18 protein-coding genes are annotated in these 26,584 nt (G+C 39.8%); 7 read left to right on the top strand and 11 right to left on the bottom strand.

Annotated elements, in window-relative coordinates; genetic code table 11:
- Positions 1-51 precede the first annotated feature (51 nt).
- The gene (locus tag ACN20O_RS09455; protein ID WP_491633716.1) at positions 52-3,321 is read right to left on the bottom strand and encodes a UvrD-helicase domain-containing protein; all 3,270 of its coding nucleotides are present in this window, start codon (positions 3,319-3,321) and stop codon (positions 52-54) included.
- Complete coding sequence (locus tag ACN20O_RS09450; RefSeq protein WP_491633715.1) at positions 3,311-5,596, bottom strand: PD-(D/E)XK nuclease family protein; 2,286 nt, start codon at positions 5,594-5,596, stop codon at positions 3,311-3,313. Before ACN20O_RS09450 ends, ACN20O_RS09455 begins: the two co-directional genes overlap by 11 nt.
- Before the next feature lie 49 nt (positions 5,597-5,645).
- On the opposite strand from ACN20O_RS09450, the gene ACN20O_RS09445 reads away from it, so the two are divergent.
- On the top strand, positions 5,646-6,482 hold the full coding sequence (locus ACN20O_RS09445) for an Hsp33 family molecular chaperone HslO (protein WP_491633714.1): 837 nt from the start codon (positions 5,646-5,648) through the stop codon (positions 6,480-6,482).
- Here the strand turns inward: ACN20O_RS09445 and ACN20O_RS09440 are convergent.
- Entirely contained in the window at positions 6,479-7,510 is a 1,032-nt protein-coding gene (locus tag ACN20O_RS09440; protein WP_491633713.1) for a hypothetical protein, read from the bottom strand. The genes ACN20O_RS09445 and ACN20O_RS09440 overlap by 4 nt on opposite strands.
- A 158-nt stretch (positions 7,511-7,668) precedes the next feature.
- Between ACN20O_RS09440 and ACN20O_RS09435 the strand changes: the two genes are divergently transcribed.
- From ACN20O_RS09435 to ACN20O_RS09410, 6 genes are read left to right on the top strand one after another with little or no spacing between them, the layout of a single operon-like run.
- A complete protein-coding gene (locus ACN20O_RS09435) occupies positions 7,669-9,696 on the top strand; it encodes a heterodisulfide reductase-related iron-sulfur binding cluster (protein WP_491633712.1) in 2,028 nt (675 codons plus the stop codon).
- Positions 9,697-9,703: 7 nt separating this feature from the next.
- Entirely contained in the window at positions 9,704-11,542 is a 1,839-nt protein-coding gene (locus ACN20O_RS09430) for a hypothetical protein (protein WP_491633711.1), read from the top strand.
- A gap of 7 nt (positions 11,543-11,549) precedes the next feature.
- Positions 11,550-12,644 carry a hypothetical protein gene (locus ACN20O_RS09425; RefSeq protein WP_491633710.1) on the top strand — a complete coding sequence of 365 codons (1,095 nt, stop codon included), beginning with the start codon at positions 11,550-11,552 and terminating at the stop codon, positions 12,642-12,644.
- Positions 12,637-13,536 (top strand): hypothetical protein, encoded by a 900-nt coding sequence (locus ACN20O_RS09420; protein WP_491633709.1) that lies wholly within the window; start codon positions 12,637-12,639, stop codon positions 13,534-13,536. The genes ACN20O_RS09425 and ACN20O_RS09420 overlap by 8 nt, the downstream gene beginning before the upstream one ends.
- A 30-nt stretch (positions 13,537-13,566) precedes the next feature.
- Positions 13,567-14,916 carry a histidine--tRNA ligase gene (gene hisS, locus ACN20O_RS09415; RefSeq protein WP_491633708.1) on the top strand — a complete coding sequence of 450 codons (1,350 nt, stop codon included), beginning with the start codon at positions 13,567-13,569 and terminating at the stop codon, positions 14,914-14,916.
- Between the two features lie 2 nt (positions 14,917-14,918).
- The gene (locus ACN20O_RS09410) at positions 14,919-17,585 is read left to right on the top strand and encodes a valine--tRNA ligase (RefSeq protein ID WP_491633707.1); all 2,667 of its coding nucleotides are present in this window, start codon (positions 14,919-14,921) and stop codon (positions 17,583-17,585) included.
- A 30-nt stretch (positions 17,586-17,615) separates the two neighbouring features.
- On the opposite strand, the gene ACN20O_RS09405 is transcribed toward ACN20O_RS09410, so the two are convergent.
- The 8 genes from ACN20O_RS09405 to rseP form a co-directional block, all read right to left on the bottom strand.
- Positions 17,616-19,577 (bottom strand): acyltransferase family protein, encoded by a 1,962-nt coding sequence (locus ACN20O_RS09405; protein ID WP_491633706.1) that lies wholly within the window; start codon positions 19,575-19,577, stop codon positions 17,616-17,618.
- Between the two features lie 257 nt (positions 19,578-19,834).
- Positions 19,835-21,118 carry a trigger factor gene (gene tig, locus ACN20O_RS09400; RefSeq protein ID WP_491633705.1) on the bottom strand — a complete coding sequence of 428 codons (1,284 nt, stop codon included), beginning with the start codon at positions 21,116-21,118 and terminating at the stop codon, positions 19,835-19,837.
- Between the two features lie 106 nt (positions 21,119-21,224).
- A complete protein-coding gene (gene truA, locus ACN20O_RS09395; RefSeq protein ID WP_491633704.1) occupies positions 21,225-21,992 on the bottom strand; it encodes a tRNA pseudouridine(38-40) synthase TruA in 768 nt (255 codons plus the stop codon).
- Positions 21,979-22,950, bottom strand: coding sequence for a hypothetical protein (locus ACN20O_RS09390; RefSeq protein WP_491633703.1), 972 nt, complete (start codon positions 22,948-22,950; stop codon positions 21,979-21,981). Before ACN20O_RS09390 ends, truA begins: the two co-directional genes overlap by 14 nt.
- A 35-nt stretch (positions 22,951-22,985) precedes the next feature.
- Complete coding sequence (gene pssA / locus ACN20O_RS09385) at positions 22,986-23,744, bottom strand: CDP-diacylglycerol--serine O-phosphatidyltransferase (protein WP_102242051.1); 759 nt, start codon at positions 23,742-23,744, stop codon at positions 22,986-22,988.
- A 12-nt stretch (positions 23,745-23,756) separates the two neighbouring features.
- A complete protein-coding gene (locus ACN20O_RS09380) occupies positions 23,757-24,416 on the bottom strand; it encodes a phosphatidylserine decarboxylase (protein WP_491633702.1) in 660 nt (219 codons plus the stop codon).
- The gene (locus ACN20O_RS09375; RefSeq protein ID WP_491633701.1) at positions 24,417-25,007 is read right to left on the bottom strand and encodes a hypothetical protein; all 591 of its coding nucleotides are present in this window, start codon (positions 25,005-25,007) and stop codon (positions 24,417-24,419) included.
- On the bottom strand, positions 25,007-26,581 hold the full coding sequence (gene rseP / locus ACN20O_RS09370; protein ID WP_491633700.1) for an RIP metalloprotease RseP: 1,575 nt from the start codon (positions 26,579-26,581) through the stop codon (positions 25,007-25,009). The genes ACN20O_RS09375 and rseP overlap by 1 nt, the downstream gene beginning before the upstream one ends.
- Positions 26,582-26,584 lie beyond the last annotated feature (3 nt).

Raw genomic sequence — 26,584 nt, 5'->3', positions numbered from 1 at the left:
TTCCTAAAGTCTATCCAAGGTCTAGAATTTAGTATTATTTTAACACAGGACCTATGACTCGCAACTCGTGGCAGTTCTTTTATAGTGAACGCACATTGATGAGTAGTCACAGGCCGGGCAGTGATTCAAATTAACCTGATTAAGCGACTCTGTTTTTGTCCAGATCTCAAAGAGAATTTGAGAAATTTGGGCAAGGCTCATAGTTTTGTTCACTAACTTTTTTTCGTCGACATAAACCAATGAGAGGGGGATCATTTTTTCCGGAGTAAAATGCTTCAGCTTTGCATATGCGTAGCCATAACACATTAACTGGAACCAATAACTCTCTTCATTCTTTTCATCGCGAAGACCTGTTTTAAAATCCCAAACAACGACTGAATCCTGATCTTCAAAAATTAAATCAGGTGTTCCAGAAATCATTTGCCCAAAAAGAGAAAACTTAATCTGCTTTTCGCTGATGACATTTTTTCCATTGGAGATATTATTGGCCTCTTTAAACGCCCACTCTATTTTGTCTTTGTCAGCGCCACTGATTTGTTCAAGGGCCATTTGATTTAAAAGCAGTTTAGAAAGATGAGCATGAACTTTCGTCCCACGCTCCATTGAAGAATAAAACATTTCTTCCGCTTCAACGGCCTCTTCTTCATCAAGTTTTAAGAATAGTTGTCTATCAATTCCGGGAGCTGGAATTTTACAGATATTAGAAAGGTAAAATTTAAATGGACACTGAGCTAACTGGGCAAGTCGAGTTACCGATGTCTCTGCAAACACCCCAAGCTTTGTTTTTTCTTCAGAAGCAATTAACCCAAGTGAATCTTTTAGAATAATGGGGATATCGACTTCCTGATGAATCGTATTTTTTCCCAAGCTCAGAGTTCTTTCTGTTAAAACATCTGAGGATGGAGCAAGTCTCATCGCTCTAATCCAGTGGTTGCTTCCGGGTGAAAGTTGCTTTTCTTTCCCGTCAATATTGGCCCACAGGTCAACCCATCCTAAGTATTTCACTGCACGTGTACAAGCCACATAAAGAAGCCTTTTACTTTCAGAGAATTCTTTAGCGCGGTCTAGTTCTGCTTCGTAATAATAAACTGGTGATTTATAAAATTTCTTTTGGTTATAGGCCTTTTTCCATCTAAAACTTTTTGGCAATTTACCAACAGTTTCAGTCTTCCCCATCTGCAATCCATTGCTATGAATGCCACCCAATAGAACGGCATCAAATTCCAACCCCTTTGAAGCGTGGGCAGACATAATAATAACTCTTTTAGCTCTTGCCCCATTCATTAACTCAAGTGAGTACTGTTCTTCGCTTTCTGTTGAAAGTAGATGGAAAACCTTAATTGGGTCTTCATTACAAACGCGGCAAATAGAATCAATCAGTGCGCTGTTTTCTTGGTATTGAGAATTGCTGATTCCAAGTGAGTAAACCAGTTTATGGAAGGCCAGGCGAAGCCCTAAAATCTCGAGATCCCCTAAGAACTTTTCTTCGATTTCTTTAGCTGTGCTTTTTACGTTCAACACTTCTAAAAGAGAATTAAGCAGGAAATGAGTCGAGCGTAATTTCTTTTCTTCATTAAGATTAAGCTTTAACTCAATCGCTCTTAAGAATAAATTAATGATCGGGTCTTCAGCATATTGCACTTTAACCTGGGCACTAAAGGCCACTTCGTTTTCTGCCAATAAATCTAAAAGGAGCGCACTAGGACGAAGTTTGCGGTAAAGCACGCAAACACTTTGCATATCATCACGGTTTAAAAGCTCACGAATGATTTCATAAAGGGCTTCAGCTTCATAAAAATCCAGATCGAGTTTCTTATCGCTTTCTAATCCTTCAATCTCTGTTCTAAAACGCTCAACCTGTCCTAAAGTATTTTTAATCTCCGGGATACTCTGAGGCTCCATTAAAACCGTATTCGGATCTTGTCCTTCAAAGCCATAACCTAACGGAAAAACCGTTTCAAAGAAATGGTTATTAAACTTAATGACTTTTCCAAATGATCTGAAATTATTTTTCAGCCAGATATTATTTTCAGTTCCCAACATTTCTGAGCATTGGTTAAAAACCAGAAGTTCTCCGCCTCTAAAACCGTAGATCGCCTGTTTTTTATCCCCAACACAAAACAGTCTTTGATGGTTATCACCAATCAGGTGCTTAATGATTTCATATTGAACTGAAGAGGTATCCTGGAACTCATCGACAATAAAATAGTCGTAGTTCTTTTTTATTTTTTCTCTAATTTGCGGATGTCTAAGTCCAACGCAGGCAAAGTACTCCAGATCGGAAAAGGCAAAACCTTTTTCCAGGAAGTAGTTTTCATCAATAAAGTTATAAACTTCTTTAAAAGTTTCAACCCATGACCAGTAGATATCGTAGTGATCAATGAAATTGGTCAGGTCTTCATGAATCTCTCTTAATTCTTTAACTAAAATTTTTAATTTTTCCAGTGCATATTTCTGGTCTTCATTCATCGCTTTAACTTCGCGAGGAAGAGTTCCCACACTTAAGGCCCATTGGGCGTATTCGCGGAAGTTTTGGGCCTTAAAGCTTCCAAGTCTTGAATAAAGTTCATCATAACTTTGAAGGAAGACAAACCATCTCTTCTCTCTTTCTTTGGCGTCAGCGTTTATATCAACTGATGAACGAAGGAATTCTTCCAGATCAAGTGTCGAAATCAAGTCAGTGATAAATGATTCCAGTTCTTTTTCCGGAGAGGTTTTAACTAATGGCTCTTTCCACATCAGCCTTAATTCAGGTGAGTTGTAGATTTCAATCATCGCTCCGATCAAGGCCTGCGAGTTCGCCTGAAAGATTTGATTTAAACGATTATTTTTAGAGATAAACCACAAGTTAAAAAGGTTGGAGATTTTATTTTTAAATTCCACACTGCTTAAAATCTGAATGTCGCTACCGACGTCAGCAAAGTAGCCTTGAGATAAAAGCTGATGACAAAAAGATGAAATCGTCGTGATATTCATCATCGAAAGATACTGCCTGATAAGCGACCAATACTCCAAAGTCTTTGCATCTGATGCATTTTCACATAGGTCATCGATTCTCTTCATCATACGAATCGACATTTCCCCTGCGGCCTTTTTAGTAAAGGTCATCAAGACAAGTTTAGGCAACTGGAAAGGAACAACGTGTAACCATTCAGAAGACGGAGTCTTCGCTCTCAAATTATCCAGCCAAGTGATGATATGCTCAATCAGAACGAAGGTTTTTCCTGATCCTGCTCCCGCAGAAAGGATTTTTCCTCCCTCGTGGTGAATGGCCACTTTTTGTTCTGCATTCGGAGACTTTGCGCCTGAATTAAGACTCACAAGTTACTCCTTTTAAGCAAAACAAGTTCACCGGGCAGAAATAGCAGACTTTATTTTCTCTAGGGTTGGGACGGAAAATTTTCATCGTTTGAATATCGGCAATGGCCGTTTCAACGACAGTTGCAACATTTTCCAAAGAAGCTCCTAAAAGTTTTTGGGCCTCATCGGTATCAAAGAATAATTTATCATCTGTCAGGTCACTTAAATTTAAGTAACCGAAAGCATCGATCTCGTGTCCTTGGTGTTTTAGCACTAGAAGATAAACCCATAACTGAATTTTCTTAAACTCTACCGTCTCTGTTTTAGTACCGGCAGCACTGCTTGAACGTTTAAAATCCAAAATGCTGACTTTGTTATCAGCGGAAATCATCAAGCAGTCGATAGAACCGTGAAGATTCCATGGATTCTGCCCCAGCGGAACTTCAAATTTAATTGTAGTGATGTTTTTAAGGCGAATGAGGTCTAATAAAAAGACAATTCCATTCCAAGTGTAGTGCATGATTTCATTATAACTTCTCGCCATTTCGGTCTCTGTTAAGACCAGCTTGCTGGTCGAGAGGTATTCATTGAAAACTCTCACACAAATCGCTTGATGCAAATCAAGCTTAATTTCTTCAGTAATATTTGCTGCGATCTCAAGAAAATAATCAGCAATGATCTGATGTTCCAGGTTCCCCAGCTCATCAGGCCCCAGGCTTGCTCTCTCCATTGGCCTATTATCAAGTTTCTCAATATGAGTGAAATAAAATTTTTGTGGACAATCAATAAAAGTCTGGAGTTTAGAAGCCGAAAAAGTCTTTTGACTAAAAGGGCCTTCTTTCATTTTTGGCAGTAAGTATTCATGAATCTTTTTAATAGAATACTTCACGCCCAGGTCTAAATCCTGAACGTCAAAGTTCTTAAGAACTTCTCTCCAGGAAAGATCCGTTTCTAAAACCTGCTCTTCAATCAGAAGAATTGTTTCAGGATGTCCTAATACTGAAAGGAGCTCGTACTTGTGAAAGAGAAATTCCAATCCCGCACGCTTAATTGGTCCAATGGCCCTTAGGGCCTTGGTCATGGCTTCACTTAAAATTTTTTCATTGGCCCTAAAGCCTCCAAGACTTCCAGTCGCCAAAACGGCAAGAGGTTTTTGATCATTTCTAAAATTCAAAGCGTTCATATCTAAGAACGATCTTTGAATTTCTTCTTCCAGGGTAATAAAACTCACACGTGGAGAATTAAGCCCTACGATGATTTCCAGGATATCAATGGCAAAGTGGTCAATCAGTGATTGAAACTCACTATAAGAAGCCAGCGCTTCTTTGGCCAGGTCGATCACTTTAAACTTGCGATACTCTCCTTTTTCCTGAGCGCTGATCTTAAGAGCGTCCAGATGCAAGTCGAGTTCGGTGGCGGTATAACTTTTTACGTCTTTTAATTTTTGTCTTAAATCCCCGATGAGCCACTCAGTCTCTGAAGCAAAAAGATCTTCTGTCGTTTTAAAAAAAGAATTTTTTCTTTGAGCTTCCTGAAAACCAACAAGACCTACTCTGGTTCCAGCCAAAAGCAGATCGTAAGTCGAATGACTCTCAAAAAATTTATTTAAAATGACATTGCCCTTTCCCTTAGGAAGAACACTCACTTGAGTTGGGATGATTTCTTTTTCACGCGCTTCTGGCCCTTCTTGCGAAAGCCATTTGATCCAGTCGTTAGGCAGAGCTTCGTTGTAAACAGGTGCCGGAAAAAAGACATCGACCTCCTGCTCTTCACTTAAAACTTTCACCATATCCAGCTGAACGCCGCTCATATGTTTAAAACCCACAAACCACATCGGCCTATGAAGCTTAGATTCTGTTACCTTCTTGTAACTAGCGTGCTCGTCGACAAGTTTTTCCTGATCGAGGTAAGTCCAAAACACTAAAATTGATTTAACGATGGTCTCGTCGAGCTCTTTAAAGAACTCGGCCAGGAGTTCCAGATTGAGAGTAAATGAGCGCAACTCAGTAAAAAGCTCAAATGACTCCAGGAAAATTGTTGTTTTTTCATTGGGAAAGTAATGTTTCCACACGGCCGAAAGCTTGACCATCAGCTCTGATTTTCTGGCACGAACCAGACCCAGGCCTTTTAAATGATCAGCAGTCCATTTAGAAATGGTAATGATTTCAAGTTCTGGAAGGAGGTTTCTCAGGTTGTCGGCAATCAGTGGGCTTGGACAAATAACCAAAGGAGCACTTTCCCTTTGCATCTTGGAAAGTAAATCTTGGTTAGAATTATAAAAAACCACTTCTAGCACAACGCTTTTCTCCAAGACAAAACCGGGAATATTTGGTAAAAATTATTTTATGCTTCCAGAAAGTCGATTGTATAGTTTTATTGACCAAAAAGAGGGCTTCACGCTCCACTTCCTTGAGGGTCAAAAGTTAATTAATGATCTCGCGATTATTCACGAAGTCATTGGTGCCGGATTTCAATATTTCCGCGATGCCATCCTTTCGTTCCAACCGATGATTTCATTCTTAAAGCCAGGCGAAGGTCTGGGCGTTTACGTCGATTCGGAAGAGCCATATTTTCGCTTAAAGATTGAAATGAGCGACCAGGGTCAGATGAGGACACTTCTTCTACCTGAGCAATTTAATGAATTCCCAAGAGCAATTACAGGTAAATGCCGTATCGTCAAATTGCTTCCTGGCGAACTTCATCCATACACTTCAATTATTAATCTGGATAAAATTGATGCCCATGCGATGGTCAACAAGATCCTTTCAGATTCATACCAGGTAAAGAGCGCTATTCATGTTTCAGGGGAGTCTGATCAAAGTATCATGCTGATGAAACTTCCTGAAATCAATGTCAACAAAGTAGAAACAAACTACACAATGAACATCGATCAATACTGGAAGAGTATTCAGGAAAAAGTGGAAGATCTTTTCAAAAAAGGTACGACTGAACAAAGTGATATTCAACCTCATTTTGAAAACCTGGGACTTACATTCCTTGGTTCAAAACAAGTTTCATTCAAATGCACTTGCTCAAGACAAAGAATGTTTGAAGGTGTTCGCTCAATCATCTGGGCTAGCGGAATTGACGCTGTTTTTGCTCCTGATGAATCAAGCATTGAAACAAAATGTGACTACTGCAAAACCAGCTACCTTATGACCAGAGAAGAATTTTCTAACTAGAACGGGCTGACACTATCCCAGTTGAATTTTTTATCTTCAGGTTTATAAATCATCCTTTTTAACATGTCGGATTCATCAAAGATCCCGCAGAAGTTTTCTGCCATTGATCCTTTGGCCAGAACCGGCGACATAAGAGATGAGTTTTTGAAATAAAGATTTTTTCCGGCCTTTTCAAAGTCTGACCACTCTTTTCCTTGTAGAGGAAATTCCAGCATCATCGACTCTGCTCCGCTGACGACAACTAAAAGATCATCGCCTTTGTCATTTTTAATAGCCGAGACAATTCTGTCGATTTCCTGAAGTGATTCTTTCGCCAGGCTGATATCTTTCTTTTTAAGTGCATTTTGAAAATTAAAATCGCGGACCACAAAAACTGAGCGGCGGTGATCTTTTGAATTCATCGACCAAAGCGTTCTAAAATTGTTTGAAAGACTTGAGTAACAAATCCCTTTTTGGCATGAGCGATCGTAATACAGTCCCGGACGAACCGTCTCTTTGGATTGATCAGGTGAGTCCTGGTAGTGGAATGTTTTTTGTGAACCAATATCCGGCCCCATTCGGTAAAAACGCATTTTGCCTAAATCGATCATTTTGCTGTTTGAGCAGCCTAACGATTTCTCCAAACTCTGCTCCACAGAGGCTCCACTTTCCAGGACGCTGACACTATAGCCAACATCTTGCAGGAACTGCCACGAAGGAACGACGGTGTAATCTTCGCAAGTTCCTCTGATATTTTTTGATCCTGTGATCTGCGACAAAAAGCTCTTACTGGCCTCAGGTCTTAGCTGGTACAGGTTAAAATTCCACATTTTACCTACACAATCCACCTGCTCCAGGTTGGTTTTATGAGTGGCTTCGGCCACGTTAAAGCGCAGAAGTGGAATATGCTCTTCTGAAAAGCCAGCAACCTGAATCCAGACAATATGGTCTGGCCTTTCCGAATATGCATGGGGCTCAAGATTTAATGTTTGTACTCTGGCGCATCCAAAGGCCGAAAGAGTAATGAGTAGAGCTAAAAATCTTTTCATAGGAACGCTTCCGCTGATAGGGATAATAGAATTTTATTATGCCCTAATTAACTAAATTTCTCATTTAATTCTTTGCGATTCTCATCTATTCTATTCAGAGACCCACTTACATTTTTATTACCGGATTAATTTGCTCGAGCATACTCAAGGGAGAAACTATGGGAGATGTTGCAACACTCGCCACCAGAGAAGTCATGTGGAATATTCCACACTCATTTAAAATCGTCATGTACATCATGTTCCTGACATCAATGGGATTTTTAATCAAAGGTTTTTATGACAAGTTGATGTTTGTCACCAAGGGCCAGGGAACAGATGGACTAAAAGGTCTCTTACCTGAAAAACTTCAGTGGGACAGATTTCTTCACACTTCTCTACTCACTGGAAAAGTTCCTCGTTTTAAATACGTTGGTCTTTTTCACAGTTTGATCTTCTACGGATTTTTTATTCTATGGATTGCCACAGACATTGTCGCGGTTCACGCCGACACTCCTTTTAAAATTTATAAAGGAAATGTTTATATTATTGTTTCTTTCCTTGCTGATGTTGCTGGGATTATGATTCTAACAGGTCTTGCAATCGCTTACCACCGCCGTTACATCAAGCGCCCGGCCTACTTATCTGCAACAAAACCACAACAAGAACTTTTCATGTACTGGATGCTGATTGGTCTGGTTGTTCTTGGATACATGATTGAAGGTCTGCGTATTCTTGGAACAGGAATGCCGATCAACGAAGCAACTTGGTCACCTGTTGGATGGGCCATCGCTCACTTCTTCAAAGTATTCTCTTTCAATGATTCCACTCTAGCTCTTTTCTTTAGATCGCTATGGATGATCCACATGATCAACACAATGGCGTTCATTGCAAGTATTGGTTACACAAAGTTCTCTCACATCTTCCTTCTGCCGGTTGCCTCACTGGTAACTCCAGTTAGACGTGGTGCCGTTTTAAACCCAATGAACTTTGAAAACGAAAATGCTGAGACATTTGGTTTAGGGAAACTTTCTGAACTAACGATGAAAAACAACCTGGATCTTCTGACTTGTGTTGAGTGTGGGCGTTGCACGCAAGTGTGTCCTGCTAACCTTGCTGGAAAAATCCTGGACCCGAAAAAGATCATCACTAAAACTCGCGATCTTGCTTTTGAAACTCAGGCTAAAGGCGAAAAAGACGCTGAGATCTGGGGCGACAATCCTATTTTCCAATCAAATGAACTTGATGCTTGTACGACTTGCGGTGCCTGTATGGAAGAGTGTCCGGCAAACATCGAACACGTCAACATCATCATGGAAGCTAAACGCTATAAAGCTCTAACTCTTGGAGACATTCCTCCAGCGGCCGCGGATGCTGTAAACAAAATCAAAAATCAAGGGAACCCTTGGGGGATTGCTCAACACGATCGCTTTAAATGGGCAGACGGTCTTGATGTACCAGTGATTGAAGCTGGTAAAAAAGTAGATTACCTATACTACGTTGGCTGTGCTGGTTCTTACGATGGCTCTAACCAAAAAGTAGTTAAAGATACGGTGGCGATGCTTAAAAAAGCAGGCGTGAGTTTCGCAGTTATGGGGAAAACTGAAAAATGTAACGGTGACCCTATTAGAAGATTTGGTGACGAGTATTCTTTCTACGAAATTGCCATTGAAAACATCGCCAACATGAGACAATACGAGTTTGGTAAAGTTGTTACACACTGCCCTCACTGTCTACACACGATTGGAAAAGAATACGCTAAGTTTGAAGATGGCGCGTTTGAAACTGTTCACCACACTGAACTTCTGGCCGAACTAATCGACAAAGGTAAGCTATTCCCAGAAAAAGCGATCAACGAAGAACTTACATTCCACGATCCATGTTATTTAGGCCGCCACCATGGCGAGTACAATGCTCCTCGTGCGATCTTAAACTCTATTCAGGGTCTAAAGATTAAAGAAATGGAGAGAAGTAAAGATAAGGCCCTATGCTGTGGTATGGGCGGTGGAAATATGTGGTATGAGCTTCCAGAAGGCGAGCATATTGCGAATAACCGACTTAAAGACATTGGTGAAAAAGAAGTTAACAAATTGGCTACGGCCTGTTCTTATTGTATGATTAACTTTAACTCATCGAAAGCTCACGTTAAGGAAACGGAAAACCTTGAAGTTGAAGATATCGCATCTATTCTGGCAAAATCAGTTTTATAAGATAGCTATGCTTATCGGCCTTGCCTGTTTATCAGGTAAGGCCTTTTCTCAAGAGTCCTCTACTCCCGGAATCATTGAAAGCTTTGAGCGCCTCTTGGAACTTCACAAAGACCAATTCCAAAAAAATAAATCCCGCATTCAATCCAACTTAAAAGCTGTCTCTAGTCTTGCTGGATACGCTGACGTAAAGCTTGATCCACAATACGTGAAGTCTATCATCCTTCACTCTGATGAGCGTTTCTTAAAATACGCTCAGCAAGATGAGTGTAAATTTCTTTCTACTCTGGAAACAAACCTGCTTAAAACAGCAGAAGGAAATATCGACAACATCCTGATTGAATACAAAAACAAAGACGGCTCAACTGATTCAGCCTCAATGTTAAAAGATGATTTTTTTGAGCAGATTTATAAAAGAAAGTGCTTAAACAATCGCGAGTTCTCAATTCTCTTTAGTGAGATCAATGCTCAAAAGACAATTGAAGGAATCAAATTCAGCGTTCCTAAAAATAAAGCCGAATGTTCAACCATCCACAACGAATGGCTGGCCAATCCATTTACGCCTTATCTGTGCCGCATTCAACAAGTCTTTAAAAAGCCTTCTCTTAAAAGGCAAGCCGATTACTACCGTGAACGCATCCCTCTTATGCAGCGAGTGTACCTGGATAACCTCTGTAACTCTTTAAGTAATCCCGAACTTTTTTGTTCGAGTTATTTAAAAAGCGATGTATGGAGCAAAATCTTAAACTCAGAACTTCCTGATTATAAGATGAGTTATAAATGCCAGCAGATGTACAACAAAAAAGACAAGCTCACTCCGATGGAAATGAAAAACTGTGCCAGCAAGCTGGCAACAGAAAGTACATTCTGTGAAACCAGAGGAAACCAAGACTTCCCATCTAACTTCCCTCTACAAAATTGTAGCAATATTTCTCTGGCCCTTAACAAATCAAAATTGATTAGCGATTACCACGATTGTCCAGGAAACATTGACAATGAAGGGCTGACTAATATCCACAGGATTGTTAACCACTTCTCACCTAGGACAATTGTGACTTCAAGGGACACTTGTGCTGGTGAAGCTAACTACACGCTGGCAAAACTCAACCTCGACGTGAAACACGAAGCAGGATGGCCATTAAAAGTTTGTTACATGAACCGTATCGACAACAAAGAAGCCTGCGTAACATATATCCCAGGCTCGCGCGCTGATGAACCTCTAAGTGAAGACCAAGTTGTGGCCAGAATCCTTTACCAACAAAAAGGAGCTCCACAGAAGACAACTTGTCGAATTGTCGATTCCCGAACTTACAATCCTGCTCGCTCGGAGTTTAAATTCGGCTGTTTTATCGTTTACAGTGCGGATCTTTGTACGACTCTTTCTTGTGATAAAAAAGTTATCTGGGAAGAAAAAGTTCAACAAGACATTAAATTTATCGGTGTTCCGGTATTTGATTACTTTCCGACATCATACTTGAATGAACGTTACGCTTTCACCAATTTATTAGACGAAGTCAAAGGAACTCAAGACCGCATGATCAGAAATCTCACGGATGTAAAGTTTTTCCTGGATAAGATGCCTACGGGAATCATCCACGGAATTGGCTGTGCTGAAGATATGATTCCTGAACAATTTATGAGAACAGCGATCAATCAGTGTCACCCGATGCCATTTATCGTAGATGGACACGTTGTGAAAAATAATGAAACCTGGCTAGTCACTCGCCTGGCAATTGATGATGTACACACTCCTCGATTGTTGATGTGGCCGAATATCTTTAACGCTGTCAGTGCCTACCAGGAACTACACCCGTTAAATACATGGACGTTATATGGCATTAGAAAATAAGAAGAATATGATACTAAAATTAGTCTTCGCCTTTCTACTGGGCCAAAGTGCCCAGGCCAAAATTATTTTACCTGAGCTTTTAGCAAAACAAGCCGTTAACAATATCCGCTTCCTAAGCCAGGACGGAAAATTCACTTATTATCAAAAGCGTTCAGGAAGCCTTCTTTTCTCCAGCAATTATAAAGTAGCAGAGTTGATCAAAGGCCAAATTGGAACGCAGTATACTTTAATCGGTACACCTTCGAGAAAAAAGATCGTGGTCATGCAAAATGAAAACTTCCACACGTTCTACTCTATCAGATCCCGTGAGAAAATCTTCCTCTTGGATTTTGGTGGGACAAATCCAAAAGAAGTGGGAATGGGATCAGCGGCCGCCCTTCATCTTAATGATTCGTGGCTTTCTTATTACGACTACTATTCAAAAGTTTTGAGTTTTGAAAACACAACAAACGCGGCCTTGAAATTCAGTTTAAAACTCAATAACCGGATTAATCCTTACTTCACTCCTCAAGTCGTAATGAGTGATGACAACACTGTTTATTATACCGACCTTGGTGCAAACGGAGCTGTCGGGCTTTTGGAATTTAAACGCAACACAGGAAAAGCAGAACTTATCTTCAAGGCCACCACGCCCATGGTAAAAGCAGAAATCTGCCTGCATAACGACTATCTGGTGATGGGACTTTTTGGACTTAACTTTTCTAAAAATGGCGCAAGCATTACCCGTGCGGCTTTACCGCTAAGCGATTTTAAAAAGCGCGAAACGATTTACACATCGTCGACGAACGACTTTGGTCAATTAGTCTGCGATTTTAGTAAAGACTACATCACTTTTATTAAAAACTTTGGCAGCAATGACCAAATCAGCACCGACCTTGTCGATCTGAATCCGTCCAACAAAGAAATTAAAATGCTTAGTGAAATGAAAACCATTACGAGTGTCATCAACATGGATGGAACACTCCTGGCCCTGGATAAAGGTAAATACTATATTGTTAAAGGAACAATTGATTATAAGAACATTGACTCACTTAAGGCCCTTCCTCCAAGCGGAGCGAGTGAGGCTATTAAGCAGATTGATAATGAATTAGGTAATGAGTAAAGCGATTAAAACATTCACTCTGTCTGCCCTTCTCGCTTTAAGCGTGCAGAACACTTACGCCGAAAAAGTGGCAACAGGATCCAAAGAATTGCCTTTGGAAGTGAACCTATTAGTCGATAATCTTCAGAACAGTAACCCGGATATTTTCCCAAAAATTCTCCCGGATCTTCTCAAAATCGACCGCTTTGCCCGCTCGATGAGTAAAGAAGACATTTTCCTGGTTGGAAAAATCGAAGTTTATAAGACATTGCTTAAAAATTACGATGCCGCCATTAAACAACCGGTCGATGGAACGAGTTTAACGACTCTCAAAGCAGCTCTGGGCAAAACGAAAGACAATTTCACTAAATGGTTTCTTCAGGCCTTATTAAAAGACTGCGAGGACCTGATGAGCAACAAACTTTATAAAGAGTTTTTGCTGCAAAAAAACAACGGGCTTAAAATAGAAAAAGTTGAATACCGCAAGCTGGAGAAAAAAGGTGAACTTCTGCAGTATTGGATTTCTAAAATCAATCCAAATGCCCAGGATTTTCCCGACACTCTAAAAAATGACCTCACTCCAAAAATGCTTGAGACGTTAAAAAACATCTCGAGAAGTTTTGAACTCATGGCCAAAGAAAGTAGCCTTTCACCTTTGGCCCCGGCACTTAAAGACGAAACTGAGCTTAAATTTTTTGCCGTCAAAGATGTGGCCCCCACCCCTGCCAAAGCGGCTGCTCAGACCAGTGAGTCTAAGAGCGTGGAAGAAATCCTGGCCCCTGTCACCGACATAAAACCGGAAGAACTTCCTCAGCCGACCCAAGAAAATTGGCTTGAGGATGAAAACACTCCTGCGTCTCTGCAAAATCTTCCAAAACCAAGTAATGACGCTGATTGGCTAGAAGACTTTTAGTCCCTTTCGTGATAAAATCACACTCTGAAAATGCCTTCATTTTCGATAATGTTTTTAAGGAATTTACCAATGGCGCTTAATAAACAGCCCTACCGCGGAACCCGTGACTTTTTTCCAAAGTCTAAAAGGGTCCAAGATTATCTTTTTTCAGTCATGACTAAAACGGCAGAGAGCTTCGGTTACGAATCTTACGAAGGTCCACTTTTAGAAGAAGTCGATCTTTACCTGGCAAAGTCTGGCGAAGAGCTAATCAATGAACAAATCTACTCTTTCACTGATCGAGGGGATCGACATGTGGCCATACGTCCAGAGATGACTCCAACTGTTGCCCGCATGGTAGCTCAAGTTCACCGCGAGTCTAGTAAACCTCTTCGTTGGTTTTCAATTCCAAGAATGATGAGATATGAAAAACCTCAACGCGGAAGAATGCGCGAGTTCTGGCAATTAAACTGCGATATCTTCGGAGCTCCAGGAAGAACAGGTGAAGTTGAAATCCTTCAAGTAGCTATCGAACTTTTTGAAAGCTACGGAGCAACTAATAAGCACTTTGAAATCGTTTTAAATGACCGTGCTATTGTCGACGCCGTCTTTAAGCGCATGATGAAAGCGGATGAGAAACAAACTTACCGCCTTTATAAAATTGCCGACAAATCAAAAAAGGTAAATGAAGAAGCCGTGAAAAAGATGGTTGGAGAAGTGGGATTAACTCCAGAAGCTGAAAATATTTTTTACAGTTATCTACAATTAAAAACATTTGCTGATGTAGACGCTTTCCTAAAGAAGCACAATGAAAATGAAATCGCTGATGCTTTTAGCGACTTCATTAAGCTTACAGACGCCAACGGCCTTAATGAATACCTGGTCTACGATCCAAGTATCGTTAGAGGTCTCGACTATTACACAGGGATCGTTTTTGAAATGTTCGACAAACACCCGGATAACCGCCGCGCTCTTTGTGGTGGAGGGGCTTTTGCGAACCTGCTTCAAATCTTTAACGAAGACCCACTTCCTGGAGTTGGTTTTGGTTTAGGTGACGTGACGTTAGAGGATTTCTTAACCGTCCACGGCCTCCTTCCAAATTTAGATAACCCGACGAATGACGTCCTGGTTACTTTCCAAGAAGACAACGGGCTAGAAGCTTCAATGAAACTGGCAAAGGCGATGAGAAAACAAGGTTTAAAAGTCGTCACCAGCTTAGAAGCGCTGAAGTTTAAAAAAGTCTTCCCGACTGCAGAAAAAAAGGGAGTCAAGTTCGTAACGTTAATGGGATCAGACGAAATGGCAAAAGGTGAGATTCAAATCAAAAACCTTGCAACTAAAGAACAACACTCTTTCAGAATCGATGACCTGGAAGGAATGTTAAAAACAATGAAGGCTTAATTATGACAACAAATACAACTGAACTAGCAACAACCTACTCTCCCGCTGACGTTGAAACCAAATGGTACAAAACATGGGAAGAGGGAAAATACTTTAAACCTAAAAAAGGAAAGGCCAACAAGCCTTTCTGTATCATCGTTCCTCCACCAAACGTAACTGGTAAACTTCACGCTGGTCACGCACTGGACATTACAACTCAGGATTCACTAATTCGTTTTAAAAGAATGAAAGGGTTTGAAACTCTTCTTCTTCCAGGATTAGATCACGCTGGTATTTCGACTCAATCAGTAGTTGAAAAAATGGTTTTCGAGCAAGAAAAGAAAACTCGCCGCGATTTCTCTCGCGAGGAATTTGTTAAGAAGATCTGGGCATGGAAAGAAGAATACGGAAACCATATCCTTAACCAACAAAGAGCAATGGGAACAAGCTGTGACTGGGATTACCTGACGTTCACTCTTGATCCGATTCCAAATAAAGCGGTAAAGAAATTCTTCGTTGATATGTACAACCAGAAGATGATTTACCAATCTGACTACATCGTTAACTGGGACCCGATGTTACAATCAGCGGTTTCTGATGCCGAAGTAGAACACAAAGATGTTCAAGGGAACTTTTTTCACATTAAGTACGCCATCAAAGGTTCAGAGGACTTCTTAGAAGTTGCGACAACAAGACCAGAAACTCTTTTTGGCGATACTGCTGTTGCCGTTAATCCAAATGACGAGCGCTTCAAACACCTAATCGGTAAAACAGCGATCGTTCCTCTATGTAACCGCGAAGTTCCAATCATCGGTGATGAGCACGTTGACCTGGAAAAAGGAACTGGATGCTTAAAAGTCACTCCAGGCCATGACTTCAACGACTTTGAAATCGGAAAACGCCACAATCTTCCTATCATCAACATCCTTAACAAAGATGGAACGATGAACGAAGAAGGTGGAGAATTTAAAGGCCTGGCCGCAAAAGTGGCCCGCAATGTAATTTCAAAAAAACTAGATGAAATGGGACTTTTACTAGATAAAAAACCTCACATGCACCCGGTAGGACACGGTGAGAGATCAGGTGTTCCAATTGAGCCGATGATTTCAAAACAATGGTTCGTTAACGTAACAGACATGAGTCGTCGTGCAGTTGAAGCTGTTGAAAGCGGCAATATGAAGTTCTATCCAAAAGAGTGGGAAAATACTTACTACTCATGGCTAAGAAATCCTAAAGACTGGTGTATCTCACGCCAACTTTGGTGGGGACACCAGATTCCGGTTTTCTACTGTGACAACAATCATCAGTGGGCAAGCGAGCACGATGAAACTGAATGCCCTACTTGTAAGTCAAAAAATATTCACCAGGACCCGGATGTTTTAGATACATGGTTCTCTTCAGGACTATGGCCGATGTCGACTCTGGGATGGCCTGATCCAAAAGCGATGGAAGAAAAGAAGTTTTCTACATTCTTCCCGACAAGCGTTTTAATTACAGGTTACGATATCATTTTCTTCTGGGTTGCTAGAATGATGATGATGTCTCTTCAGACGCAAAACCAGGTTCCATTTAAAGACACTTACATCCACGCTATCGTTCGCGATAAGCTGGGAAGAAAAATGAGTAAGTCACTTGGAAACGGGATTGACCCATTCGATATGATTGCTCAGTACGGAACAGATGCTTTCAGATTCACTCTGGCAGCTGGTTCTGGATACAACCGCAATATCAACCTGGACCCGGATAGAATCGGTGGATACAGAAACTTTATCAACAAAGTTTGGAACGCTTTCCGCTTTATCTACCCTCACCTACAGACAGGATCGGCGAAGATCACTGACATATCGAAACTCGATCACCATGAAAGATGGATTTTAGCTGAATTAAATACAACAGCTAAATTAATGAACGAGTCGATGGAAGTTTACCGCTATGACGACGCCTCAGCGGCCATTTATTCATTCGTTTACGATAAGTACTGCTCATGGTTCATCGAACTTTCAAAAAACATTTTAAATGGTTCTGATGAAGCCGCAAAAGCACGTAGAGTTTCAGTATTAAAGTTCGCTTTCAGAAAGATCCTGGCGCTGATGCACCCGCTGACTCCATTCATCACTGAAGAACTGTGGTCATATTTAAAAGAAGCTAACGAAGACCTGCTGATTGCTCAGGAATACCCGGAATACGACTCCGCTCTTGAATTCAAGCAGGATCAAGATCAAATGAATAAGTTCGTTGATGTTATCACGGCGATCAGAAACCTTCGCGCAAGTGTTAACATTAAACCAAAAGACGAAGTTAACGTTGAGTTATTCACTGACAATCAGGACCTGGTAACTTACTTCAGAGACAACCTGATTAACTTCCAGGAACTAGCTCGTGTAAAAGAGCTTAAAGTTGGAAATAAAGAACTCAATCGTCCAAACAAATCAATTGTAAACGTTCTTACTCACACGGAAATCTTCCTTCCTCTAGATGGAGTTATTGATCTGACGGAGCAAATTTCACGTCTTGAAAAAGAACTTACAAAAACAAAAGCCGACTACGCTAAATACGAAGCAAAAATGAAGAATGAAAACTTTATGAAAAATGCTCCGGAAAACGTAAGAGCTGAAGTTATGCAAAATGAAAAAGAGCTTGGTGAGAAGATCGCAAGCCTTTTGGAAAACATCGCTCAGTTTAAGTCTTAATTAAAAAAGGCCTCTTTAAAGAGGCCTCTTTCATTCTTCCTTAAATAGAAAATTCAAAAAACTGAGCTGATTGCGAGAATAAGGCACTCTGAAATGGTTTGCATCTACGTAAATTGGCTGCTCACTTTTATCAACGACATCACATTTATTCTCATTACAGAGTGAAATCATTGGATCAATTACCAGACCATCATTATTTATTGTAAGTGCTTTAATGTCAGAAATTATTTTTCCGTATTTTTTATAAAATCTTAATAGATCAAATTTTCTAAAATTTGTTTTGAAGCTTGGATAACCGAGCTTTCTTTCGAACATAGACGAAGGATGAAATTCATGTCCAAAGGGAATCGAAGCAATTACATAAGTTTGAATACCACTGGATGAAAATCTTTTAATATTCTCTCCAAGATTTTTCATTGCTGCCGCATATCCCTCAGGTTGATCCAATTTAAAAGGCCTACCATCAACATTAATAAAGGCATCAATTTTATTAGTAAAATAAGCCCCCCAGAACGAGGAAAAAATAACCTTATTTATTTTATTATCAATTAGATTTTTATATCCATTTGTAAAAAAGTCATAGCAATCCTTCTTAGAAGTATCCTTATGTTTCACATCAAGAAGACCACTGCACCCTGGCCTTGTTAAAAAGTACACACTAAAGCGTGAATCATCTTTTGCCACAAATCTTTCTACTACTGGATAATACTGCTCAGAATGACTGTCTCCAATAAATGCAATTTTATATGGACCTTTTCCTCTGGTTATAATTGAACCATCCTTAAATTCAGTATAGTAAACTTCGCCTGTTTTAATAATTTTTGAAAAATCCACCCATTGAGTTGAGGCCTGCATTAGCTCTTTTGTTTTATCATCTACAAATCCTTGAAAAATGATTTGTTTATATATTAAGCGCCCCAAAATAAAACAAATAATTAGACCACTTAGTGTGAACATAGATACGAGTTTTTTTCTTTCTTCACTTAAAGATTTTAAAGGCTTCTCAACTACATAAAATGTTAAAACAGAGAGCAAGAATGCTATCAAAATAACTTGAAAAGTAACTAGCGCTGGAACCTCTTCTGGATAAAACATGTGAGTTAGCGATAAAAGTGGCCAATGCCAAAGATAAAGCGAATAACTAATTTTTCCGATAAATATAATTATTGGATTTACAAAAATTAATTTATTTACATATCCACTACTCCCACTAAAGATAATTAAAACTGCTCCTAGCGTAGGCACCAAGGCATTAAATCCAGGATAAGCATCTTTACCTGTGAATGTGAAAATTCCAAATAGGCATAAGATGAGACCTACAATTCCATAACTTTTTTTCCAATAAAAATTAAAATCGCCTTGCAGTTTTTCAAATCTCGCCAAGGCCACACCCAAAAGTAATTCCCAGAACCTACTTTCAGGTCTGAAAAAAGCAGCCTCTTGTTTTGTATTTAATAAATAACAACTATAAATAAAAGACGTCACTAGAAGAACATTGATAAGTAAAAAGCTTTTCCATTTTTTACGTCCCAAAAAAGTCAAAAGTAGAGGCAAGACAAGATAAAATTGTTCCTCTATTCCCAATGACCACAAATGCAACAACGGCTTAGTTTCGGCCGCACTAGCAAAATAATCTACTTCTTTTAATGATTGAAAATTAGATCCAAATAAACTGGCAGCTCCAATATGTCTTCCAAGCGATTTAAATTCAATAGGCAGAAGCAAGAAATACCCAGCAATTCCTACAGTGGCCAGAACCACTAACAAGAGTGGAATAATTCGAATTAGTCTACGTTGATAAAACTTTAGAAAACTAAACTTATTGTCATCATATTCTGAAAGAATAGTTGAACCTATTAGATATCCTGAAATAATAAAAAAGATATCTACCCCGATGAAGCCACCTGGAACGACGAGTGGAAACATGTGATAAAAAACGACAGCTAAAATAGCTAATGCACGCAGACCATCTATGTCTTGACGATATTTCATACTTAACAACTTAAATGTTACTAAAGTAAAAAGTATGATTAAAATAAAGATAAAAGTCTATGACAAAAAAAAGGCTCCTTACGGAGCCTTTTTTATTTTTATCAACTATGCGATTTTAAGTTTCTTCATAAGAGCATCAAATGTCTTCTCTTCACGGATAGTGTACAGCTGAACGAAAAAATGCAGCCGAAGCTGCATTTTTATTTGTTATGAAAATTTAAAGAGACGAACTTCTTCTTTAAGAGTTCGTTCAGCCACTATGCGATCTTAAGTTTTTTCTTAAGTGCCTCAAATGTCTTCTCTTCACGGATAGCGTACATAAGATTGTTCTTAATTTGCGCATTCCCAGCGTAGTACTTTTTAACTGTCTCTAGATCGATTCCTGCTTGAGCAGCACTTTCTTCAAGTTTCTTGTTGAAGTCAGCTTCAGAAGTTTCAATCTTAAACTCTTGAGCTAGGTGATCTAGAACAAGACCTGATCTTACCTGGAAATCAGCTTTAGTGTTGATATCGCCTTTCCATCTTTCGAAGTACTCACCTACCATATCATCATTGAAGCCTTGAGCCTTAAGGTTCTTAGCTAGATCTTCTTGAAGATATTTTTCTTGGTTTTGAACAAGAGTCGCTGGAACGTCGAACTTGTTTTCTTTAACAAGTTTTTCCAGGATTTCTTGGTGAAGTTTTTCTAGAGCTTGTCTTTCTTTTTGAGCTACTAGGTTCTTCTTATTCTTCTCGTTGAAATCAGCAACTGACTCGTATCCGAATTCTTTTGCTAGTTCATCGTTAAGAGTTGGGTATTTCTTTTCTTTGATTTCAAGAAGCTCAACTTCGAATTTTACTTTTGCGTTTTGAAGGTCAGTTGCGTGGTAATCAGCTGGGAAAGTAAGGTTGATATCTTTTTTATCACCTTTCTTAAGTCCGATCATTCCGTCTTCGAATCCTGGGATAAACTGCCCTGAACCAATTTCAAGAAGGTATTCTGAACCTTTCATGTTTTCTGGTCTTGATCCATCAGCTTTAACACCTTCGAAGTTAAACACTGCGAAGTCACCTTTTTTAAGAGCGTGTTTAGCATCTGTTACTTCAGTCATTTCTGCTTTTGAACCAAGGTAGTTCTTTGTTAGTTTTTCCATGTCTTCATTCGACACTTCAACACTGTCTTTTTTGAAAGAGTATCCAGAGTAATCGCCAAGTTTAATTTCTGGGAAGATTTCAACAACAGCGTCGAAAGAAACTGATTTACCAGCATCGTACTTTACGTTTTCGAATGATGGGTAACCAACAGTTTTAAGTTTTTCTTTGTTAACTGCTTCGAAAAGTTGAGATTGCACGAATTGGTTTAGTGCATCTGATTCGATTTGTGGTCCATATACTTGCTCTACCATTGCAAGTGGAGCTTTACCTTTTCTGAATCCTTTAATGTTTGTTGTAGCTTGTTTTCTAACAACTGCAGCCTTAATTTCTTTTGATAGGTCTAGAGTTGCGAAATTGAACTCAAGTTTTTTTGTGCATCCGTTGACGCTTTTTACTGTGTAAGACATAAAAATCCTCGCTTAAAAATAGTTCTCCAAAAGTATTTGAGAGGGCCCTAATTGTCAATGTAAAGACAACTTTTCCCCAATGAAAACGGGGTGAAATTAGTGGACTCTAATAGTGCACTTCTTTAAGGTAAAGACCCTGCGGCGGAGCTGTAGCTCCAAGGCGATTAGGTAAAGGCATTTTGAGTGATTTTTCAAGATCTTCCAGAGTGATTTTCCCTCTGCCAAGGCTAACTAACGCTCCCATTATCAGGCGCACCATCTGCTTTAGAAAGCCGTTTCCTGTCACTTTTAGGATGTAGTACTCGCCTACCAAGTGACTCCAATGACCTGTTGACTCTAAGCGCACAAGCTCGCATGAGATAATTTTACGCACAGTGCTCTCAACCTCTGTACCCACACACTGGTAATTCACAAAATCATGCTCACCGCAAAAAAGGTGGCAGCCTTTTTTCATAACTTCAATATTAAGATCAAAAGGAAAGTAAGTCACAAGCTCACGAGCAAAAGGAGAAAGATGATCTTCGTTCGAAAAGACGTAATTATACTCTTTTGATTTAGCACTAAAAATCGGGTGAAAATTTTCAGGGGCCACTTCGGCAGAAATCACGCGAATATCTTCCGGAAGATTTGAATTCATCGCTTTTGGAAGACTGGCCACAGGAATATCAACGGGAATTTCAATGCGCACGACTTGTCCAAAAGCATGGACACCTGAATCTGTTCTTCCCGATCCCACTGACTTAATTTCATCTGACTTAGAGAGAATTTTCAGGGCAGAATTAATTTCTCCCTGAATTGTTTTTCCAGAAGGCTGAACCTGGAAACCCAAATAGTTCGTGCCTTTGTATTGAATGGTAATCTTATAGATATTCAAACGTAAAACCTACACCAAACGACGTCCCCGAAATCTTGATATCGTCCTGGAAATTTGCATAATTCTGATGACGGACTTCAAGGTTTAGAAATAAATTCGTGATTTGGCTAGAGGTAAATAGATCGTACGCTGTCTCTTCATTAAATCCTGAAAGATTAATCTTTACTTGAGCGTTGGCGAAGTATCCCGGGCTGTATTGAATCTTTCTTTTCCCTTTTTCTCCGCGCTGAATGTCTGATCTATTTTGCATTAACCCCAGCGCACTTGGACCACCGGTTCCCGCAATTTTAAACCAGGAATAAACCGGGATCTCTAATCCAAGTCCGGCATCAATAGGAACTTCCCAAAGACTGATCTTCGTATCACTTCTTGTTCCGTTAACAAAAAGCCCTCGCCCCGAGTTGTAGCCAACTCCAGCTCCAAAAGACCAATGTCCATTAAGTGCAGCAGTTTTGAAAATATAAGAGTCGTGGCGAACAAATATTGATCCACCTTTAATACTTTTATAACCAGTACCTACAGTCTGATTGATGATGTCGTTTGGAGACTGGTAGATAAAATTGTTTTTAATGAAGGAGATATTCAAACCGCCTGATGAAGCTTTTCTGAAATCCTTGGCCATCTTAAGCTTATCCAGCTCAATATAGTTTTCCTGTTTTTCGTACGTACCAGGAAGTGTGTAACCAAAATCTTCGTACTTTTTCTTCGGTGTGACCTTGTCACTGACTTCTTTAACCCCGTGGTTAAAGATGTAGTCTTCACCTTGTGCTTTGGATTTTTCAACATTATCAGATGATTCACCATCGACTAGGAAAGGACTATTACCAGAAGCCGTACTCGCCCCTAAAACGTCCTCAACATTTCCATCTGCAGAAACATTCTGGCGTAAATCAGTAGCGTGTAATGGCGCTGACAATAGAGCTAGAGTGATAAGAAAAGCTAGATTCCTTCCAAGCATATCAATACTCCTACATAAGTATCTTTTTAATTTTTTTAGTCGACGTGATCATCGTCATCATGTTCACTCTTCCAGTTGAACATGTCTTCCATAGCACCTTTGTTCTTAAAGAAATAAGCAAGGGAGCCAAGAACATAAACTAAGATCACTCCACCAATCATGATTTCTTCATATAAGAAAGTCAGGATGATGATTGAGAAAATAATAAAGAGAACTCTCTTCTTGTGCTTTCGAACCCACTCCGATTTCTTAAACGAGTTAAATGGAATGTTTGAAATCATCAGGAAGGAATAAAAAAGAACATAACCGATAATTAATGGACGGAAATCCATGATCTCTGGAACAACTGATGAGAACAGTGTAAGCCCAACCATGGCCAGCGCTCCACTTGGAATCGGCAACCCCTGGAAGTATTCCGAACTTACTTTATCAATGTTGGCATTGAAGCGAGCAAGTCTTAAAGCTCCACATAAAAGGAAAATAAAAGAAGTGATCAAACCAATGCGGCCAAGATCGTTAAAGAATTTATTGTAAACAAGAAAAGCCGGGGCTACACCGAACGACACTACATCTGAGATAGAATCGAATTGCTCACCAAAAGCAGACTGAGTTCCAGTCATACGCGCAACTCTTCCATCGACTGAATCGAAGATAGCACCTAAAACTAAAATCATTGAAGCTTGGTAGAACTCTCCTTTCCAGCCAAGAATGATCGAGAAAAAACCACAGGCCATATTTAGTGCTGTGAACGTGTTTGGAAGAAAAAAAGCGAGCCTGCGCGGAGTATTTAGCATTTATAATAACCTTTAAGCGTGGTCAGGAATTACCGCGATAATTGTCTCACCGCATGTAATCTCATCATTTGTTTTAACTAGTATCTCATATTTTTTTGGTAAATAAAGCATCACTGTTCCACCAAAGGGAAAGTATCCGATATTTACCCTTCTTCCACCGCGATCTCCAGGCATGACCATTAGTTCAGGCCACAAACCAAGTTTGCACTTAAAAAAAGTGAGGCCGACTGTCTCACCACGATTGTCCAAGGCTAGGCTCACACCTTTTCCTTCTTTCGTCCCGATCACTTCAGAGGCTACATGAGTTCTTAGAAAAGATTGTCCTTTTAGGACGTGAAGCATCTTCACTTCAGAAGAAAGAGGAAGGTTAATTCCCATCTCTTTCCACCATGGAATCATAATTTGGATCTCGATTAATTGATCGCCGTACATCCCGTGCGAAACATTGTGTTCAATATGAACGACCTTCCCGTTAGACGGAGAAAAGATCACCCCTTTGGTCACAACAGGATCATCGCGGAAGTCATTTCTGCTTCTTCTTAAAGAAACATACAGAACTATATAAGCCAGAAGTAAAACGCCCAGGATCTTATAGAAACTAAAAAGCCAAAGCATAATGAATAACACGATGGCCAGTGTATTAAATCGAGGTGGAAGATAAGACTTCAACATCTATTTGAACTCCTCATCCAGAGTTCTAAAATAGTATGGAGCTTCTCTCATTTTATCTTTGAAAACTTTTGAAAAGATTTTTTCAGACGATTGATGAATCAATTCTTTTGTCGTTTTTAATCCAACAAAGTTTTTCCCATCATCGGCAAGCGTATACCCTAGTGCAGGATCGACAATCGTGTACTCAACTGCATTTACCAGTGATTTTTCCGCCAGATTAGATTGTGAATCCCAGTTATAAATGAACACCTGCCCTTTAAAGGCATTCGTCACCCAGTACCCCTTCTCTACACCTGAGAGCCTTGGAGCATCGAAGTGAAGGAAAGAAAAAACTTTCTTATCATCCCAGGCAAGCACCTGAGCAATCCCTTCTCCCAGCCTCATCCCGGTATAGGAACCAGGACCAGCTGAGAAAAAGAAATTCATGTCTTTTAAATTAAGTTTGTACTTATTGATGAGATTATAAATCTCTATATGGATGACTTCCGACGGTTTTTTCTCTCTAGTGTCTTGATACTCAATCCACTTAAAGTTTTCATCGAGAAGGCCGATTACCAGCCCAGAAGTACTGTCCACATATAAAGAATGCATTAGAAGAACCTGGTCACATCATTAAAGATTGCACCAACCATTAACATTAAAAGCACCGATAGTCCCACTTGTTGAGCAATTTCCATCTTTCTTCTTGAAAGCGGCCCACGGTTAATTATCTCAAGGGCGATAAACATAATGTGACCACCATCAAGAACAGGGATCGGGAAAAGGTTAATGACCCCAAGATTAACTGAAATCAACGCCATTAGCTGGAAGAAATATGACAGCGATGTGTTGAAAGAGTCATGGGCCACTTTACCAATCGCCAGAGGTCCACCGATTGATTTTAAAGATACCTGGTTAGTTAAAAGTTTTACGAATCCATCAACAGTCTTCTTCATCGAATCCCATGTGCGGGCAACCGCCACAGAAACAGAACTGAAAAATCCTTTTGATTTAGTCAGAACGAAGTTTGTCCTTAGAACTTCAATAAAGCTATACACCCCAAGAAGTTTTGTCGATTTTCCGTCCTGCATGCTTACATCTGGAGTAACTGTGAACTTTTTTAACTCTCCTTGAGAGTAAACTTCCACTTCAACAGAAGCTTTTGAGTAAGTCTGAAGTTTTTCTCTCAGCTCTTCAAAGCTTGAAACTTTCTGACCTTCAAGGGCCACAAAAACGTCATCCCCTTTAATCCCTACTTTATCAGCAGGAGAACCCATGTTTACACTTCTGACCATGAGGTCGATTGTTCTAAAGTCTTTCGCCTGAAGAGCTGCCACCATTGTTTTTAAGTCAGTGTACTCAACCGCGATCTCTTGTCCTTTTGTCAGGTCTGCTTTGATTTCATCTGAAGACAGGTCTTCAGTTTTAGCTACCGGGTATAAATAAAGAGTTTTGATTCCACTTAATGTTCCAAGCTCTTCAATTGAATGAGAGAAATCAACCTGGCCTTTTTTTACAGAAACCACATAGCGGTTAGCGCTCGGATCAACCACTAACGGTTTTCTTAGAATTGGCGGGTATTTTAAAACTTCATCAAAGAACTTATCGCCCTGAAAATTTACACTCAGGTCTTGAAGCTCTCCGTTTCTCTTGATTGTCAGCTGACTAACAACAGTGCTTCCTTCAACCATTAGGTCTGATGGATTGTACACTTCGTTGTTGTTTACTTTAACCAGAACGTCCCCTGTTCTTAAACCATTTTGATAAAGAACAGATTCAGGAGCAATCGATCCGATTTTAATTTCAGGAATTCTTTCTCCTACAATTAGAAGCGAGAAGAAAATAACGAATGCCAGGATGAAGTTTGCTAGCGGCCCCCCCATAACAATCCAAAAGCGCGCCCATTTACCCTGGTGAGTAAAACTTTGTGCTCTTTCGCTTTCAGGAATATCGTCTTTATTAAACGGATCATCACCGAACATTTTCACGTACCCACCTAATGGAATAGCGGAAACGGCGTATTCAGTGTCACCCCATTTTTTCTTGAAAATCTTCGGTCCAAACCCGATTGAAAAAACTTCAACTCTTACACCAAATAGTCTGGCGAAAAGAAAGTGTCCCAATTCGTGAAAGAATACGAGTGGGCCTAGGAAAACAATAAAAATAATGATTTTTTCTAATAACATGGA

The organism is Bacteriovorax sp. As-1, from assembly GCF_058446905.1.
This window is presented reverse-complemented; position numbering and strand designations above follow the sequence as displayed.

Bases quoted from the DNA above. Each gene is read 5' to 3' on its own strand.
- ACN20O_RS09445 (WP_491633714.1), top strand. From the start codon at position 5,646: ATGCTTCCAGAAAGTCGATTGTATAGTTTTATTGACCAAAAAGAGGGC.
- ACN20O_RS09440 (WP_491633713.1), bottom strand. From the start codon at position 7,510: ATGAAAAGATTTTTAGCTCTACTCATTACTCTTTCGGCCTTTGGATGC.
- ACN20O_RS09435 (WP_491633712.1), top strand. From the start codon at position 7,669: ATGGGAGATGTTGCAACACTCGCCACCAGAGAAGTCATGTGGAATATT.
- ACN20O_RS09430 (WP_491633711.1), top strand. From the start codon at position 9,704: ATGCTTATCGGCCTTGCCTGTTTATCAGGTAAGGCCTTTTCTCAAGAG.
- ACN20O_RS09425 (WP_491633710.1), top strand. From the start codon at position 11,550: ATGATACTAAAATTAGTCTTCGCCTTTCTACTGGGCCAAAGTGCCCAG.
- ACN20O_RS09420 (WP_491633709.1), top strand. From the start codon at position 12,637: ATGAGTAAAGCGATTAAAACATTCACTCTGTCTGCCCTTCTCGCTTTA.
- hisS (WP_491633708.1), top strand. From the start codon at position 13,567: ATGCCTTCATTTTCGATAATGTTTTTAAGGAATTTACCAATGGCGCTT.
- ACN20O_RS09410 (WP_491633707.1), top strand. From the start codon at position 14,919: ATGACAACAAATACAACTGAACTAGCAACAACCTACTCTCCCGCTGAC.
- ACN20O_RS09405 (WP_491633706.1), bottom strand. From the start codon at position 19,577: ATGAAATATCGTCAAGACATAGATGGTCTGCGTGCATTAGCTATTTTA.
- tig (WP_491633705.1), bottom strand. From the start codon at position 21,118: ATGTCTTACACAGTAAAAAGCGTCAACGGATGCACAAAAAAACTTGAG.
- ACN20O_RS09390 (WP_491633703.1), bottom strand. From the start codon at position 22,950: ATGCTTGGAAGGAATCTAGCTTTTCTTATCACTCTAGCTCTATTGTCA.
- pssA (WP_102242051.1), bottom strand. From the start codon at position 23,744: ATGCTAAATACTCCGCGCAGGCTCGCTTTTTTTCTTCCAAACACGTTC.
- ACN20O_RS09380 (WP_491633702.1), bottom strand. From the start codon at position 24,416: ATGTTGAAGTCTTATCTTCCACCTCGATTTAATACACTGGCCATCGTG.
- ACN20O_RS09375 (WP_491633701.1), bottom strand. From the start codon at position 25,007: ATGCATTCTTTATATGTGGACAGTACTTCTGGGCTGGTAATCGGCCTT.
- rseP (WP_491633700.1), bottom strand. From the start codon at position 26,581: ATGTTATTAGAAAAAATCATTATTTTTATTGTTTTCCTAGGCCCACTC.